At 53.1% G+C, this 16068-nt stretch carries 18 protein-coding genes; 14 read left to right on the top strand and 4 right to left on the bottom strand.

Annotated elements, in window-relative coordinates:
- Positions 1-35: 35 nt before the first annotated feature.
- On the bottom strand, positions 36-935 hold the full coding sequence (locus tag FHS18_RS27545; RefSeq protein ID WP_183603603.1) for an EamA family transporter: 900 nt from the start codon (positions 933-935) through the stop codon (positions 36-38).
- Between the two features lie 212 nt (positions 936-1147).
- Between FHS18_RS27545 and FHS18_RS27540 the strand changes: the two genes are divergently transcribed.
- On the top strand, positions 1148-2071 hold the full coding sequence (locus FHS18_RS27540) for an aldo/keto reductase (protein WP_183603602.1): 924 nt from the start codon (positions 1148-1150) through the stop codon (positions 2069-2071).
- A 21-nt stretch (positions 2072-2092) separates the two neighbouring features.
- On the opposite strand, the gene FHS18_RS27535 is transcribed toward FHS18_RS27540, so the two are convergent.
- Together FHS18_RS27535 and FHS18_RS27530 are read right to left on the bottom strand one after the other, a co-directional pair.
- On the bottom strand, positions 2093-2416 hold the full coding sequence (locus FHS18_RS27535) for a DUF5658 family protein (RefSeq protein WP_183603601.1): 324 nt from the start codon (positions 2414-2416) through the stop codon (positions 2093-2095).
- Positions 2417-2592: 176 nt separating this feature from the next.
- A complete protein-coding gene (locus FHS18_RS27530) occupies positions 2593-2847 on the bottom strand; it encodes a hypothetical protein (RefSeq protein WP_246427944.1) in 255 nt (84 codons plus the stop codon).
- A gap of 131 nt (positions 2848-2978) precedes the next feature.
- Here FHS18_RS27530 and FHS18_RS27525 point away from each other — a divergent pair, with 131 nt between their 5' ends.
- From FHS18_RS27525 to FHS18_RS27490, 8 genes are all read left to right on the top strand, one after another.
- Positions 2979-3467 (top strand): hypothetical protein, encoded by a 489-nt coding sequence (locus tag FHS18_RS27525; RefSeq protein WP_183603600.1) that lies wholly within the window; start codon positions 2979-2981, stop codon positions 3465-3467.
- Between the two features lie 184 nt (positions 3468-3651).
- The gene (locus FHS18_RS27520) at positions 3652-3939 is read left to right on the top strand and encodes a hypothetical protein (RefSeq protein ID WP_183603599.1); all 288 of its coding nucleotides are present in this window, start codon (positions 3652-3654) and stop codon (positions 3937-3939) included.
- 314 nt (positions 3940-4253) lie between these two features.
- Positions 4254-5333: a BMP family lipoprotein gene (locus tag FHS18_RS27515; protein WP_183603598.1), complete on the top strand. Its 1080-nt coding sequence runs from the start codon at positions 4254-4256 to the stop codon at positions 5331-5333.
- A gap of 129 nt (positions 5334-5462) precedes the next feature.
- Positions 5463-6962 (top strand): ABC transporter ATP-binding protein, encoded by a 1500-nt coding sequence (locus tag FHS18_RS27510; protein ID WP_183603597.1) that lies wholly within the window; start codon positions 5463-5465, stop codon positions 6960-6962.
- A 38-nt stretch (positions 6963-7000) separates the two neighbouring features.
- Positions 7001-8029, top strand: a complete 1029-nt coding sequence (locus FHS18_RS27505) for an ABC transporter permease (protein ID WP_183603647.1) — start codon at positions 7001-7003, stop codon at positions 8027-8029.
- Positions 8013-8930, top strand: a complete 918-nt coding sequence (locus FHS18_RS27500) for an ABC transporter permease (protein WP_183603596.1) — start codon at positions 8013-8015, stop codon at positions 8928-8930. The genes FHS18_RS27505 and FHS18_RS27500 overlap by 17 nt, the downstream gene beginning before the upstream one ends.
- A 20-nt stretch (positions 8931-8950) precedes the next feature.
- Positions 8951-9622 (top strand): sulfite oxidase-like oxidoreductase, encoded by a 672-nt coding sequence (locus FHS18_RS27495; RefSeq protein WP_183603595.1) that lies wholly within the window; start codon positions 8951-8953, stop codon positions 9620-9622.
- A gap of 1 nt (position 9623) precedes the next feature.
- Positions 9624-10361 carry a nucleoside phosphorylase gene (locus tag FHS18_RS27490; protein ID WP_183603594.1) on the top strand — a complete coding sequence of 246 codons (738 nt, stop codon included), beginning with the start codon at positions 9624-9626 and terminating at the stop codon, positions 10359-10361.
- A 125-nt stretch (positions 10362-10486) separates the two neighbouring features.
- On the opposite strand, the gene FHS18_RS27485 is transcribed toward FHS18_RS27490, so the two are convergent.
- The gene (locus FHS18_RS27485) at positions 10487-11518 is read right to left on the bottom strand and encodes a hypothetical protein (protein WP_183603593.1); all 1032 of its coding nucleotides are present in this window, start codon (positions 11516-11518) and stop codon (positions 10487-10489) included.
- 196 nt (positions 11519-11714) lie between these two features.
- Between FHS18_RS27485 and FHS18_RS27480 the strand changes: the two genes are divergently transcribed.
- The 5 genes from FHS18_RS27480 to FHS18_RS27460 all read left to right on the top strand — a co-directional run bounded on the left by FHS18_RS27480 (position 11715) and on the right by FHS18_RS27460 (position 15925).
- On the top strand, positions 11715-12260 hold the full coding sequence (locus tag FHS18_RS27480) for a hypothetical protein (protein ID WP_183603592.1): 546 nt from the start codon (positions 11715-11717) through the stop codon (positions 12258-12260).
- A gap of 219 nt (positions 12261-12479) precedes the next feature.
- The gene (locus FHS18_RS27475; protein ID WP_183603591.1) at positions 12480-13412 is read left to right on the top strand and encodes a tyrosine-type recombinase/integrase; all 933 of its coding nucleotides are present in this window, start codon (positions 12480-12482) and stop codon (positions 13410-13412) included.
- 118 nt (positions 13413-13530) lie between these two features.
- Entirely contained in the window at positions 13531-14370 is an 840-nt protein-coding gene (locus FHS18_RS27470) for a DegV family protein (RefSeq protein WP_183603646.1), read from the top strand.
- 195 nt (positions 14371-14565) lie between these two features.
- On the top strand, positions 14566-15396 hold the full coding sequence (locus FHS18_RS27465) for a sugar phosphate isomerase/epimerase family protein (RefSeq protein WP_183603590.1): 831 nt from the start codon (positions 14566-14568) through the stop codon (positions 15394-15396).
- A 169-nt stretch (positions 15397-15565) separates the two neighbouring features.
- Positions 15566-15925 (top strand): response regulator, encoded by a 360-nt coding sequence (locus tag FHS18_RS27460; protein WP_183603589.1) that lies wholly within the window; start codon positions 15566-15568, stop codon positions 15923-15925.
- Positions 15926-16068 lie beyond the last annotated feature (143 nt).

The raw sequence follows: 16068 nt of genomic DNA, 5'->3' as shown, positions 1-16068 counted from the left end.
TGGGGTTAGCCCTGTTTTTGCCATTGTTATAGAAGTCACGCTTGCTTCTGGCCCAGCTTGTCACGGCCAATATTCCGGCTTGCCAAGAAGACGCCGCCAAGAATGAGCACAAGTCCTGCGCCGAGATTCCAGCCGATCGGTTCGTCGAGCAGCGTATAGCCCCAAATCATGGCCGTCGCCGGAATTAAGTAAGTCACCGATGTTGCCAGCTCCGGGCTGCCGTTGCGGAGGATATGATTGAACAGGATGTAAGCGACGCCGGACCCGAGCAAGCCCAGTCCGATCAAGGAACCGAATGCGGGCAAACGGAACACCGCTTGAAGAGGGACTTCCTCCAGGCTGAAAGCAAGCAGGCCGCTTCCTAGCATGCCGCCGAGCAGCGAGCTGAACGTCATCTGATAGACGGAAAGTCCGTTCAAGAATCGCTTGGTTAGCTGAGAGCCTACCGCGTAGCATAAGGTGGCGAAGATCATAAGGATCGCGCCATACAGGTCAACGGACATCGTCGCGTTCGGCGTTAACCCGATTAAGACAACGATTCCGATGAACGCGACGCTCATGCCGGCCCACTGCACTCGAGTGAATACCGCACCGAAGAATAACAGGCCTACCAACATCGTCCAGAGGGGCGTCGTGGCGTTCAAAACAGATGCGAGGCTGCTGGCCAATCGGGTCTCGCTGTAAGCGATAAGCGCCCAGGGCATCGACATGTTGACGATAGCAATCGACAGAGCCGGGACCCAAGGAATCTGTCTTAACCCGAAAGGCTTGCGCATGACGAGCATGAACGCGGTAATGAACAGAAACCCGAAGACCGCTCGCATGAAGGCGATGCCAAGCGGCCCGAAGTCCTCCAGCAGTATTTTGATGAAAAAGAACGAGCCTCCCCAAATAAGGCTTAACGCCAGAAGCGAGGCATAGATAGAGCGCTGCACGGATGATTCCTACTTTCTCATCAGGGAAATGTGAACACTAGCATTATAGCTCGTTTGTCAATGCTAGTAGATGGAAAATTCAAGTGGAATACATATAAATAATTATGTAAACCGATTAAAGCGGATATAGAAACGTCCAGCCAAATTTTGACTTCTATCCGGGTCTGGCGTTTAATAAGAAAGGAACGTTATCTAATGAGGGAGGAATGGACATGAAGTATCGGCGTTTGGGCAAAACGAAGCTTAACGTATCGGTTATCGGCGTAGGGACATGGCAGTTCGGCGGGGAGTGGGGCTTGGAATACGCGCAGAATGAAGTGGATGCGATCTTGGACCGCGCGGCGGAGCACGGGATCAACCTGATCGATACGGCCGAATGTTACGGAGATCACTTGTCCGAGGCGTTCATCGGCAGTTATCTGGCACGGCGCAAGCGGGAAGATTGGATCGTCGCCACCAAGTTCGGTCATCAATTCCATGAACGCTTCACGCGCACGGACAAGTTTGCCCCGCAGGATGTGATCGGCCAGTTGGATGCCTCCCTAAAGGCGCTGCAAACCGACTATATCGATCTCTATCAATTCCATTCCGGACCCGATTCGGTATTCGATAATGAAGAACTGTGGGAAGTATTGAATCAGCAGGTGAAGGCGGGCAAAATCCGGCATCTCGGCACTTCCATCGGCAGCAACACGAATATTCATCAGACCGAAGCTTCATCGAAGGTGAATTCGCAGGTCATTCAAGTGGTCTACAATCGTCTGGATCGGGCGCCGGAGGAGCTTGTCTTCCCTTCATGCAAACAGCAGGATCTTGGCGTGTTGGCGCGCGTTCCGCTCGCAAGCGGCTATTTGAGCGGCAAATACAAGCCTGGCGCGCAATTCGAAGCGACCGATGTTCGCCATCGTCATGACCAAGCCAGCACGCAGCAGAAGCTGCAAGAGGTGGAACGGATCGCGAAGGAAGAAGTGCCGGAGGGTATCGATATGGCCGCATGGGCGCTAGCTTGGTGCTTGCGCAGCGATGCGGTGAGCGCGGTCATCCCGGGCTGCAAATCGCCTGAGCAGGTTAGCGCCAATGCGGCGGCGGCGGAATTGGTTGAGGATCTCGGTACAGAGTCGCCAACTATCGCTTAGCGAACGTGACATGCCGGGGCATTAAATCAAGTCAAGCGCCTTGAACGCAAGCGCGACCCAGAATATGTGGTACAGATTCACGGCGGCATATGCGGCTGTTGCGATCATCATTAAGGACTTCATCCACATCCGGACTTTCAGGTAAGGGAGCAGCATGAGGAGGATCACGGGGAGAATGATCTTGCCGAAATAATACGCCGCTACATTCCACTCATAAACATGGCGGACAAGCGGATTGAGCTCTTGGATCAGTGAGGCGCGGAGTCCGATATCGGTGAACACGGCATCGGACAAGCAGAGGATGATCAGAGCCACGAGCAGCGGCTTTATGGATAATCGCTTCATTAAGCGCATGGGACACCTCGCAGTAGTCGAATTCAAGTCGCAATCTCTTTTGATGATACAAAATGTATCAATATAGTGCAAGAGGGCTACGCTAAATTTGCGCGAAAAAGGACGCCAACCGACATGCGCGGCATGATGGGCGGCGTCCTTCGCGCTTATATGCCAAGGCATTCTCGCTATCGGCACGCGGGGAACGGGTTAATATCGGCTACATCCTGTAACGGATAATGGAAGGTGGCGAACTGACTGGCGTACAAATACTGCATGATGTAAATTTCGCCGCCTTGTATGCTGCATAACGTGCCGGATACGCCGGTCCCGTCGCGAAGGGAGATGCCGACTTGCCGTCCGAGCAGGGCAGCCGCTTTTTGGGCGACGGTCGCAGATGGCGGCATGGCGCCTGGCGTGAAACTTTGGTTCGGTGGAAACATCGTCTAACACTCCTTTTTCGCATGGCATGGTTACTCTTGCAATATATGTGAATGCGTCACGGTTCGCGTAGGTTTTTGCCAGCTGAAGGGACTGTGCTATAATCACTTGAATAACGAACACGGAGGCTGACATGTTAAGTTTCGAAGACAAACTCGCTATTATCTCTTCCTTCCCGCAGCTAGAGCGGAAGGATGTGTCCCTTGGACGCATCAATTTTGGTTACGAAGCAAGCTTGTACGATAAGAAGAACGTCGTGTATCATCTGCATCCGAACGGGAACGGCTACATCTACGCAGGGCTAGTTGAAGGGGCAGCAACCGATGACAAAGGGTTCGTCAATCTGCGCGACTTGGATGCGCAGGCCATTCGATCCCTGATCGAGCAGTCGATCCAATCGCTGTCGGTGCGCGAGGAAGCGCCAGTTGTCGAGTCCAAACGGAAGCGGAAGAAGAAAGCGAAAGAGCGGCTGTGGAATGGGCCTGACAATCAGACGCTGACAGTGAAATTCGAAGACGAGCTGTGGTATATTTTTGCCGGGATCAATCTGGAGGCTGCCTTCGAGACGATAGAAGAAGCGCATGAATACTTGGCTGAAGAGGGCTTCACGCCAGCGGAGTAATAGCGTTCAAGCGGTCGGTTCTATCGTGATTCTAATTACTTTCTTCGAAATTATCACCATATGGTGCGGTCATATTCTCAAGGCACAATCGGGTACGATAAGATGGGTGCACAAGGTGAAACGGCTGCGTCGTCGTAAAGGCGAGGCGCGTTTCATTCGAGAGTGTGAGAAGGAGTGATTACGAATGAGCGAAGAACAATTCGAAATGTACAACGACCCGTTCAAAATGCTGATTCTGCTGGCGCAAATGGCGGCAGACGAGCAAGGGATTCCGCTGGACTATGCGAACGTCCCGAACATCGACAACGAGACGTTCAGCATGACGAACGGCAAGTTCGTGTACAAGAAGGATCAGACCGTCATCGAGTGGTACGAGTTTCTTGGCCGGGACATTACGAGCAATCACGATCTGACCAGAACGCAATATAATAAAATGTTCGTCGATTGCATGAGTTCGCTGTATAACAGCTAAGCGATACATAAGGCAGGACGGAAGGTAAAGCGAGAACGCCGAGGGGAGCCTTCGGCGTTTTTTGCTGCTAGTTATCGTTAATTTGGCGGATAGCCATGTGCTCCTTTAGTAACGCGAAATATGCGTAATTCAGGCTATCGCTGCACATAATAGGAAAAGAAAGGGATGAATAACCTCTAAATCCGACAATTTCAACATAAATTCGACAGAATATTCGCATTCGCACTAATTTTTCATTGACATTAATCGTATTTCCGACTAGATTGTAAGGATATAAGCGTTTTTACTAGAGGAAGGGAGAGAAACAAGTAACTATGAAAAAGTGGACCGTACTTACAGCCGTTCTGCTGCTCGTTGCAACGGTGCTAAGCGCATGCGGCGGCGGCAACAACAATGGCGGGAACAATGCAGCAGGCAACACGACAGGAAACGCAGCAGCGAACAATGAGGCAGCAGCAGGCAACTCCGACACGGAGGCGAAGAAACGCGTCGCGCTCGTGACACCTGAGAAAATCGGGGTGAACCAATTCTTCACCCAGATGGTCGAAGGTCTGGATAAGGCAGCCGGCGAATTCAACCTCGAAACGAAGGTAATCGAATCCGCAGACCCTACGCAAGTCGAGCAGAACCTGCGTGCGGCAGTTGCGGAGAAATATGACTTGATCATTACTGCAGCTTACACGGCAGCGGATGCGCTGACGAAAGTAGCCGCAGAGAATCCGGACCAAGCTTTCGCGATTATCGATACGGTTGTTGACGCTCCGAATATCCGCAGCATCGAATTCCGTGAGTACGAAGCGGCTTACCTGCTTGGCGCGGCAGCAGGTCTTTCCACGAAGACCGGCACAGTCGGCGCGATTGTAGCGATGGACGCTCCGCTGCTCAGCAAGTATACATCGGGCTTCGACCAAGGCCTGAAATCCGTTAAGCCTGACGCGACGTTCCTGATCAACTATGTCGGCAGCTTCACGGACCCTGCCAAAGCAAAAGAACTTGCGTTGCTTCAGAACCAAAAAGGCGCGGACTTCATCGCAGGCATGGCTGCAGTCGGCGATTCCGGCGTATTCGAAGCCGCGAAGGAAAAAGGATTCTACACAGCAGGTCAAGATACGGACCGCACAGGCGAAGATCCTGAGCACGTTGTCCTGTCCCAGCTGAAAGAAACAGATACCGTAACGTATGAAACCGCCAAAGATTTCGCAGCAGGAAACTTTACTTACGGCTCGATCAGCTATGGTCTGAAAGAAAATGGCGTTGGCGTTACCTTCGTTACTGCAGAGTCGACATCGCCGCTTAGCGCATTCATCGGTCAAGAGAATGTGGACAAGCTGAAAAAAATTCGTGATGATATCGTTTCTGGCGCCATTGTTGTAACCAACCCACTGGCACAATAATGCGCACACTTGCAATAGCGATTCGAACCGGTTGCCCACCAGCAGCCGGTTTCTCTTGTCTTAAGCCCTTTTTGTGATAGGATGAGGAATAGATTGTCGATTGATGCAAAAGGAAAGGAGAAATCTAGCATGCTGCTGCAGATGAAAGGCATCACGAAGCGATATGGCAGTCTGACTGCCAATTCAGGCGTCGATTTCTCGCTGGAAGCAGGAGAGGTTCATGCGCTTGTCGGCGAGAACGGTGCCGGCAAATCGACTTTGATGCGTATTTTGTACGGAGAAGAGCAGCCGTCGGAAGGACGGATCTACATGAATGGGACGGAGCAGTCGTTCTCGTCGCCTTCCGACGCGATTGCAGCGGGAATCGGCATGGTCCACCAGCACTTTATGCTGTTCCCTTCGTTCACCGTCGCGGAGAACATCGTCATCGGCCGCGAGCCGAAGGCCGGCGTGACATTCGATCGTAAAGCGGCAGCCGAACAGGTGAAGGCTTTGTCGGAGAAATACGGCATGCCTGTAGACCCATGGGCCAAAGTCGCAGAATGTCCGGTCGGCGTTCAACAGCGGATCGAGATACTGAAGGTGCTGAATCAAGGCGCCAAGATCGTCATTATGGACGAGCCTACCGGAGCGTTAACGCCGCTCGAGGTGGAATGGCTGCTCAAGGCGATCAAGCGGCTGTCCGAGCAAGGGATCAGCTTCATTCTCATCAGCCATAAGCTGCATGAGGTGCTGGATTCCTCGGAACGCATTACGGTACTGCGGGATGGCCGAGTGACAGGGACGGTGCGTGCGAAAGATACCGATGCATTGCAACTCTCTTCATTAATGGTCGGACGCGAGCTGGTGAAATTGGAGAAGAAGCATATGGTACCCGGCCAGCCTATCCTTGATGTGCAGCAAGTGACAGTCCGGGGCGGCAAAGGCGCGAAGCCGCTGCTCGATCAGGTTAGCTTCCAGGTGCGGGCCGGTGAAATCGTCGGCGTCGCCGGCGTATCCGGCAATGGCCAGTCCGAGCTGCTTCAAGCGGTTACCGGTCTGCGCCGGATCGATGTTGGCAAAGTTGCGTTGTCGGGTCAAGATGTAACCGGACGATCCCCGTTCCAATTTCGCGAAGCCGGCCTTGCCCATATTCCGGAAGATCGCTATATGTGGGGTTCGGCCAAAGAAGAGAGCGTGACCGATAACGGCCTTATGGGTCATCTGCGTTCGTTCAGCAAGGGCGGAATCCTTCGTAAATCGCAGATCCGCCAGACGATGGCGGATTGGGTCCGCTCTTTCAACATTAAGACCGGATCGCTCGATACAAAGGCGGGCCATCTATCCGGGGGCAATATGCAGAAGTTGATCGTTGCCCGCGAGATGGCGCACGGTACGCCGTTCGTCATTGCGGCTGAGCCGACGCGCGGCGTTGATATCGGCGCGATGGAGACGATTCACGAAGCGCTCTTGAAACGAAGGGAAGAGCAAGGAGCGATCCTGCTCGTATCTTCGGAACTTACTGAAATTCTGAAATTATCCGATCGTATTCTCGTCTTATTCGAAGGTCGAATCGCCGGCGAGCTCACTGCCGAAGAAGCGACGGAGGAGCAGATCAGTATTCTTATGGCAGGAGGAGAACAACGTTGAGACGGCTGAATTGGTCCACCTATGCGCAAGCCCTGCTGATGCCGTTAGCGGCGATCCTGCTAGGCCTCCTGGTTGGCGCGATCGCCATCTGGACGGTTGGAGGCTCAGTGCTTACGACCTATCAGGAGATGTGGAAAGGCGCATTCGGCAGCTTCTATTTCACGACAAGCACATTGACGCGGGCAGTTCCGATCATTTTCGCCGCGCTTGGCGTATCGCTCGCTTTCCGTGCAGGTTTCTTCAACCTTGGCGCGGAAGGGCAGATGATCTTCGGCGCGCTTGCCGCGGCGCTGGCTGCGTTGTATGTCCCAGGTCCCGGCGTGGTCAAAATGCTGGCTGCCATCGTAGCCGGCATGCTCGCTGGCGGTCTGTGGTCGACATTGGCCGGTTGGCTGGATACGAAGTTCCGGATGAACCTGCTGATTACGACGCTGCTGCTCAATTACATCGCGTCTTTGTTCGCTGGCTATCTGGTCGCGTTCCCGCTGAAGGAGAAAGGCGGCTCGGGCGGCGCGCAGACGGCAATGCTCGATAAGAGCGTCTGGATGCCCAAACTGTTCGACGGCATGACGCTGCATGCCGGTTTCATCGTCGCGATCGTCATAGCCGTACTACTGGCATTGTTCCTGCGTTATACGACGAAAGGCTATGAAATCCGGATGCTCGGCAGCAACCCGCTGTTCGCTGCTTACGGCGGGGTCAACCGCGGCCGACTCATGCTGATGAGCATGATGATGAGCGGCGCGCTCGCAGGTTTGGCCGGTACGTTCGAGGTGCTCGGTACCCAGTATCGATACATCGATAATATGTTGTCCACGCCGGGTTACGCTTGGTCAGGCATCATGGCGACCCTGCTCGCCGGCTCGAATCCGATCGGCTCAGTCGCCGCGGCCATTCTGCTGGCTGCCCTGCAGACCGGCGGGATGGGCGTCGAGCGGAATACCGAAGTGCCGCTGGAAATCTCGAGCGTTATTCAATCGAGCTTGATTCTGTTCGTTTCCGCCCGGATCACGTTCTCCTTCATCAAACGCAAGAAAGCGAGGGCTGCAGATGGACACTCTGCTTGATTGGTCACTTCTTAGCTCCACCTTGCGCACCGTTGCACCGCTCTTGCTCGCCGCGCTCGGCGGCGCGCTCTGCGCCCGGGTCGGCATCTTCAATGTCGCGCTTGAAGGGATGATGCTGACAGGCGCCTTCACCGCGATATTAGGCAATTATTTGTTCGGGAATGTACTGCTCGCTATTCTATTCGCGTGTGTATGCGTCGGGGTGCTCGCGCTGTTGTTCGGCTATTTGTCCATCCAGCTGCAGGCCAATGCGATCGTCGTCGGTACGGCCATGAACTTCCTGGCGACCGGACTAACCGCGTTCAGCCTGTTCGCGATCTTCGGTGTAAAAGGGCAATACTACGATCAAACGATGAAAGGTCTGCCCAAATGGGACATTCCGCTCATCAAGGACATCCCGGTCGTCGGCGACGTGCTGTCCGGCCATACGCCGCTTGTCTATCTCGCTTTCGTCTTGGCTGCGGGTCTGCAATACCTCATGTTCCGTACGGTCATGGGCTTCCGTCTCATGGCGGTAGGCGAGAACATTACGGCGGCCAAAAGCTTGGGCATCCGCGTGCGCCGTTACCAATACGGAGCCGTCCTTGCAAGCGGCATATTGTGCGCATTGGCCGGCGCGCAGCTGTCGCTCGGCCAAGTCACGCTGTTCGCAGAGAATATGACGGCCGGCCGCGGCTTCATCGCGCTCGTCGCTACGATGCTCGGCCAGAGCAGCCCGCTTGGCGTTACGGCATCGAGCCTCTTGTTCGGCTTTATGGACGCGATCAGCATCCGCTTGCAGGGGTTCTCGCTGCCGACGCATTTTACGATGATGCTGCCTTACGTCATTACGATTGTCGTCATGCTCTTCTTCAAAGATAAATCCTATCTGCGCCAATCCGGCCGGATGGACAGCAAGTAAGGAAAGGGGATCTGTAAAGCATGCATAATAAAGCAGATCGATTAAAGAAATCCAAGACGCCGCAAATCGCGATCGCCGACGACCTGAAACATAGGCTGCCTCCCGGGCAGATGCTGACCGATCGTTTCCCGATTCTGCATGAAGGGGAAGTTCCGGTCTATGATCTCTCCCAATGGGAACTGCGCGTATTCGGCGAGGTCGAAGAGACACGCACTTTCTCGATGGACGAGCTGCAAGCAATGCCGATGACAACGATTAGTTGCGATATTCATTGCGTAACTCGTTGGTCGAAGTTCGATACGAAGTGGGAGGGCATTCGCTTCCGCGACTTCTATAACCTCCTCAAAGTGAAGCCTGACGCTAAGTATGTCATGTTGCATGCGGACAACGACTATGAGACGAATGTACCGCTCGAAGACCTCATGCACGATGACGTATTGCTCGCATTCCGTTACGACGATAAGCCGCTGACAGATAAGCATGGCTTCCCGCTGCGGCTCCTCGTTCCGCATCTGTACTTCTGGAAGAGCGCCAAGTGGCTGCGCGGAATCGAGTTCATGCGCGAAGATCGCCCGGGCTTCTGGGAACGCAATGGATTCCACAATTACGCGGATCCTTTCGAAGAACAGCGCTTCTCCGGTGAGGACTTGCCGATTCCGGAAGACGAGTGGGTCAGAAAGGAGTTCGACTAATATGGCACTGTTACCAATTCTGCGCGTTGAACCTGCTGATCTGCCGCCGCTTGCGATCGTCTGCGGCGATCCATTCCGGGCAGAAGTCATTGCAGGCAAATTAGAAGAAGCCAGAGAGTTGGCTTTTGCTAGAGAATATCGGACGTTCATCGGTGTCTATCAAGGCATGAAACTAGCGGTCGTCAGCCATGGAGTAGGTTGCCCGGGCGCAGCCGTCTGCTTCGAGGAGCTGATTAAAGCCGGCGTCACGACAATCATCCGCGTCGGTACCGCAGGCGCGTTGTCCGGCGGTTACCGGGCGGGCAGCCTCATCGTCAGCACGGCCGCAGTTCGCGAGGAAGGGTTGACGAAGCAGCTTGTTCCTTCTTCATTCCCGGCTGTTGCCGATAGCGAGGTTACTGCTGCGTTATACAAGGCAGCATTGGAAGCTGGCGCGCCGTCCTCGGTCGGCAAAGGCATTACGCTGACGGTCGACGCTTTCTTCAGCGGCGTGGTGGAATTGCCGCATGAAACGTACAAACGCGCAGGCGTCATTGCCGTAGAGATGGAGATCGCGGCACTTTACGTCATCGCGTCGCTGCGGGGGATTCGCGCAGGTGCGATCGTTGCGCTCGACGGCGATTCGACGGAGGTTGACGAGGCGTACGATCCGCATAACAATATCGTGGCCGAAGCGGTGGAAGCCGAGATCCGCGCTGCATTGAATGCGATGGTCGTACTTGCTGGGGAACGCGGCTAATCGTTTAGTTGGGAAGAAGTACAGGAAAGGCTCCTGCTCTTTTATCGAGCGGGAGCCTTTTTTGAGCCTATTATTAATGTCGTTAAATATAAATGACACGAACTAAAAATAGTTAACGTCATTAATTACGTAACTTCATTCTGAATCACAAGCTCATCGACAAGCTCGTTACGGTGCATGAGGGACAAGCTTAGGCCGTCGTAGTCTTTTTCCTTATCCAGCTCCCGCATCAGATAGATCGAAATCTCGGCCGCGTCGTCGATCAATTCCCGCTCGCGGAAATCGATAAATCCGCTCAAACGTCGCTGTCCGATATCGACCGTCGCATGGGCAATCGGCAGGTTGCTATCGTAAGGGGAGAAGATCTCATAGGTAAGCGCGTCGACGTCGTCTCTAACCAGCACGATCTGATAAGGATCAGGCGATTGCCAATCATCCTCGCTATCCTCATCTTCATCGAGCTCACCATCCTGCACGAATTCCGCGGTTTCGATTACCCGGCCTTCATAACGGTGGTAGATCGTGAATGCGTCTACCGCATCCTCATCGAACTCCTGTAAGAGCAACTCCGTTATATGCGTAATAGCGTCATCCTCCGGCTCGAGCAACCAGTGAACTTGACCCTCAACGGCGTTCTCTTGGACGGCCAGGTTGATAAATGCGACGCAGCTGCCGGCATTGTCATACACTTCGTATTCCGCCGATTCCTGTTCTTCATCGACGACAACCAGCTCGTAGTTCATATCGTCGTCTTCGCTCAGCAGTTCGTATTCCCATTCTTCGTCAGCCGTATCGTCTTCGTCTTCGTCGTATTCGTCAAATTCGCTATCTATGCTGTCAGAAGTGGTATGCAATTGCGCCTCATCTTCATCGCCGAAGGAGAAAATATGATCATAACTGCTGTATGTAACAATCATTTCGGAATACTGGGCATTAACGGCGTTGCCGAATGCATGAAGATGGTCTTTGAGGAATGCGAGCACTTCATCTTGGTCCTCTTCATGGAGCACGGTGGCATCTAACTGCGCGGAACCCGCTACCCGATCGCCTTCCCGGTAGACGAGCATCAAGTTGCCGGCGAATTTGTCCTGCAGCAGAATGTCATAAACCTCACCGCCGTGCGTCTTCATATCTGGTCTTAACGTAAGTTGAGCCATCTTTGTTTCCTCCATCCTTTCGGTTCTCCCAACCGTCATCGTGCCAAGCCCATAATTGTCCTTCTTATAGGTTGTGTTTATTCGCTAGAAATATGTATGCCGCTCGTCTTAACTTCGAGGAATAGTTCGATGCGGCGGAGCGCATGATGTGAACGACTAGAGATATCGATAAATTCAATGAAACGAGGGGAATAGCATGCAGCAGCAAGCGCGATTAATCGAACAGCGGCTTCAGACGATCAACCACGTGCTAGGGGGGATCGCCCTAACGGAGGGAAAGGAAACGATCGATCAGGCGATTACGCAACTGAATCTGGTCGCGGATACGATCAGAATAGCCGCTCAGGTTGAAACGAATGCAGAAGAAACCTTCATCCAACAAGTGCTTTCGGACTTGGCACGTTGTAAACTGAAGCTTTCTTCTGTCGCCCACCAGCTCGAAGAGCTCAAGACGCAGGCAGCCGATCGGTACAGAATGGAGCTTGGCGATGAGAAGGCGAACTTCGAGAAGCTGTCGCTCATCATGCAGCAGCAAACGAACGCGGCCGCTTTTCAGCATAAGAGCGTCTTCGATGAGCTGAAGCTGTGCCTGGAAGAGAAAGCCCATCTGATGGGCGAGCTGATGGATTTGAAGAGCAGCATTGAGCATGAACGATTTGCCCGCTTGGGGATTCCGACCGGTGATGGCGCAGTGATCGCTAGCACGAACGATCATGGTGATAGGCCTACATTGTCGCCTTGACGGAAATCTAATATTTTCATCCATGAACAACAACCGAAGGAGTCGTTGCGCAAATGCAGCGCTTCTTCGGTTTTTTATTCCAAAAAATAACGTTTTTCTGCATGGCGGAAGGAGGAATCGGCGGACAATCGTCGAAATAAAATTGCATGAAATCTATATTTCACGCAATTTTGGCTCATTTCCATTAAATCATGCCTGATTAAGAGTAGGAGATACATAATGAACGGCATTATAGAGACGTATGAACGGGATGTACGCCTGTTCCTGAACTATATGAAGGACCGCTGCTACTCGAAGGAAACGCAGCATGGATACTTGCACAACGTAAGGCATTTCTTGAACAGTCTGGATGGGAAGGCATTACGCGAGGTAGACAAGATCGACGTGATGAATCATTTGACGGAAGTGCGAGAGCTGGGCGCGGGTGCGAAATACCGGAACAGGAGCCAATCGGCGATCCGGCTTTTCTTCAAGGTGCTGATGGAATTCCAGCAGGTATCGGCTAATCCGGCACAGGAGATCCCGAAGGCGAAGATCGCCAAGAATCGCGTGCCGACATTCCTGGAGAAAGATCAGCTCGATGCCTGCATGTCGCTTATCGACGGCAAGTATCAGCTGCGGGATACGGTTATCGTGGCGCTCATGTCTTATGCAGGATTGCGCGTCAGCGAGATTGTCCGCCTTAACGTGGATGACCTCAATCCGGACACCGCGCTGCTCAGCGTCCTCGGCAAAGGGGAGAAATGGCGCTACTTGCCGCTGCCGCCGGAACTTGCAGAAGTAATGCTGCAATATCTCAAGGAACGGCTGCAGCCAAAAGGCAGAAGAGATGAGCGGGCCTTCTTCATCTCCCAGTTCGGCCGCCGAATCAGCAAGCGGATGGTGCAGACGATTACGGAGCGGGTATTCACTACCCTAGTCAGTTCGTATCCGCAGCTATCTGGCAAACGTCTATCCGCGCATAAGCTGAGGCATTCCTTCGCGACGGATCTGCTGCGCAACGGTGCAGACTTAAGGACGGTGCAGGAGCTGCTCGGCCATGAAGACATCTCGACGACGCAGATTTACACGCACATATCCGATGAGACGAAGAAGCGCGCGATGTCGCTTATCCGGCCTTCGTTGCCCATTTCCGCAGCATCTGCGCGATAATCGTCGCATTCGGCCGAAATTACACATATTTTTAACAAAAATCCGAGACGAAATGCCTATGGCATCGTATAATGACGATGGTAACAACTTGCCGCATCACAACTAGGGGGCGAATAACATTCCTGCCATCAAAATCGTAACCGATTCCACTTCTGACTTGCCATTAGAGCTGTTAGCGCAACATGATGTCGAAGTCATTCCGCTTTCGATCTATGTGGATGGGGAATCGTTTTTAGATAACGTAACGATTTCACCCGATGAATTTATTACAAGAATGGTAGCTTCAAGCGAGCTGCCGAAGACGTCGCAGCCGGCGGTAGGCGTGTTCTTGGAAGCCTACGACCGATTAGGCGCCAATGGAGATACGATCATCTCCATCCATATGACGAGCGGGATGAGCGGCACTTATGCTTCCGCATGCGCAGCAGCTGAGATGTCCAGCAGCAACGTGCAAGTTATCGATTCGCAAATGATCTCCCAGGCGCTAGGCTTCCAGGTTATTGAAGCGGCACGTATGGCGAAGGAAGGCAGCACGGTAGAGCATATCAAGGCCCGCATGAAAGAGATTCTCGATCATTCCACGCTGTTCGTGGTCGTGGAGACGTTGGAGAACTTGATCAAAGGCGGCCGGATCGGCAAGGCCGCGGGGCTACTCGGGACGATATTGAAAATTAAGCCGATCGCCATGCTGCAGAATGGCGTCTATTCGCCGGTTGCGAAAGTTCGTACTTCCTCGCAGATTGTCAAGACGCTCATCGAACGTTTCGAGCAGGACGTGAAGGACAAAATCGTCCGCGGCGTAGGCATATCGCATGCCAACAATCTTCCGCTGGCACAGCGTATGCAGCAAGAGATCGCCCGGTTCACTTCGGCGCCTGTGCGTATTTGCACGACGACGCCGATTATTTCGACGCATACAGGTCCCGGAGCAATCGGATTTTGCTACTACGCGGAATAGTGTCACGGCACTGCGATAAGCACTCATACTTACAACCGTTATAGCGGGCACTCGGCAGATTCAACTGCAGGGTGCCTTTTTATGTTTGCCAGAAAAGCAGAAAGAATGAGCAATTCGGCTTCTTATGCATTCTGCAGGGAATGTTATGCTAGAGGAATGGAAATCGATTTCAAAAAAACATAAGGCGGGATTGCAATGTCATATTTGTCGGTAAGCACATGGAGTCTGCATCGGCTGTTAGGGCCGCTTCATTGGACGATCTGGGACGAGGAGACGCGCTCGCATCGAACGGTGGCGAAGGAACAGCCGCTAGAACTCAGTTTGCTGGAGCTGCCGAAGATCGCTTCTGAACGGGGATACAAGGCGATCGAGGTTTGCCATTTCCATTTTCCATCCACGGAGCGGGATTACCTTGAACAGCTTCGGGCGGCGTTCGAGCAAGCGGATATTTCGCTGGATACACTGTTGCTCGATTACGGCGATTTGACCGCAGAAGATGAGGGGCGCGTGAAAGAGGATCTCGGCTTGATGAAACGTTGGATCGAGGCCGCCTCCTTCTGCGGCGCCAAACAAATCCGAATTGTCGCCGGAGAGGCCGAACCGACGAACCAGGCGGCATTAGTCCGCTCTGCTGCGTCCCTGCTTGAACTGATCCGTTTCGCGGAGCCGCTCGGCGTTCGCGTCGTTACCGAGAATTTCAAGCCGCTGACTTCGATTGCGACGAATGTCGCTGCGCTTTACGACCAATGCGAAGGTAAATTAGGACTGATCACCGATTTCGGGAACTATAAGGGAGCAGGCAAGTATGGGGAAATCGCGCAGACGGCGCCGTTAAGCGTGTCCGTCCATGCGAAAGCCAATTATGACGAACAGGGCATACCGGACGTTGAAGAATTCAGCCAGTGTCTCGAGGCCGTGAAGGGGACGAACTTCGACGGCGCTTATGTCCTCATTTACGATGGTCCAGGCGATATGTGGGAAGGGCTCGAACGCGTCAAAGAGCTTGTCCAGCCCTATTTGGATTGACTTTTCGCTACTTAACAGCTCGAGTCAACCTGTCTCATGACTGCCATAATGGTTATCTGAATCTCCATGACGAACAAATTTTGGATCACATATAAATCTTACACATTTCTAATGATTTGCGGGTAAACTACAAAAAAGCTCGCAATGACAAATTTCGACGGGGGATCATATGGCCAAAATATTAGTTGTGGATGATGCAGCTTTCATGAGACTGATGTTAAAAGATATATTGACTAAAGGCGGTCATGAGGTCGTCGGCGAAGCCGAGAACGGACTTGTCGCCATTGAACGTTATAACAACTTGAAACCGGACCTCGTAACGATGGACATTACCATGCCGGAGATGGAAGGCATCGATGCCGTGCGCGAGATCAAGAAAGCCGATCCATCCGCGCGTATCGTCATGTGCTCGGCCATGGGCCAGCAGATGATGGTCGTCCAGGCGATTCAAGCTGGCGCAAAAGATTTCATCGTGAAGCCGTTCCAGCCGGACCGCGTTCTCGATTCTGTTAAGAAAGCGTTAGGTTAACGAATAGCTATTATCATCAGCCCCGCTTCGGTAAGCACCACCGAACGCGGGCTTTTTCATGCGACAAGATTTCCCAAGCCCTATGAACGTTCGTTTCTCTCAACGATCGATAGAAGATTGCCGATATAGGTATCGATGCATAC

The organism is Paenibacillus phyllosphaerae, assembly GCF_014192105.1.
Classification (GTDB): Bacteria; Bacillota; Bacilli; order Paenibacillales; family Paenibacillaceae; genus Paenibacillus_Z; species Paenibacillus_Z phyllosphaerae.
This window is presented reverse-complemented; position numbering and strand designations above follow the sequence as displayed.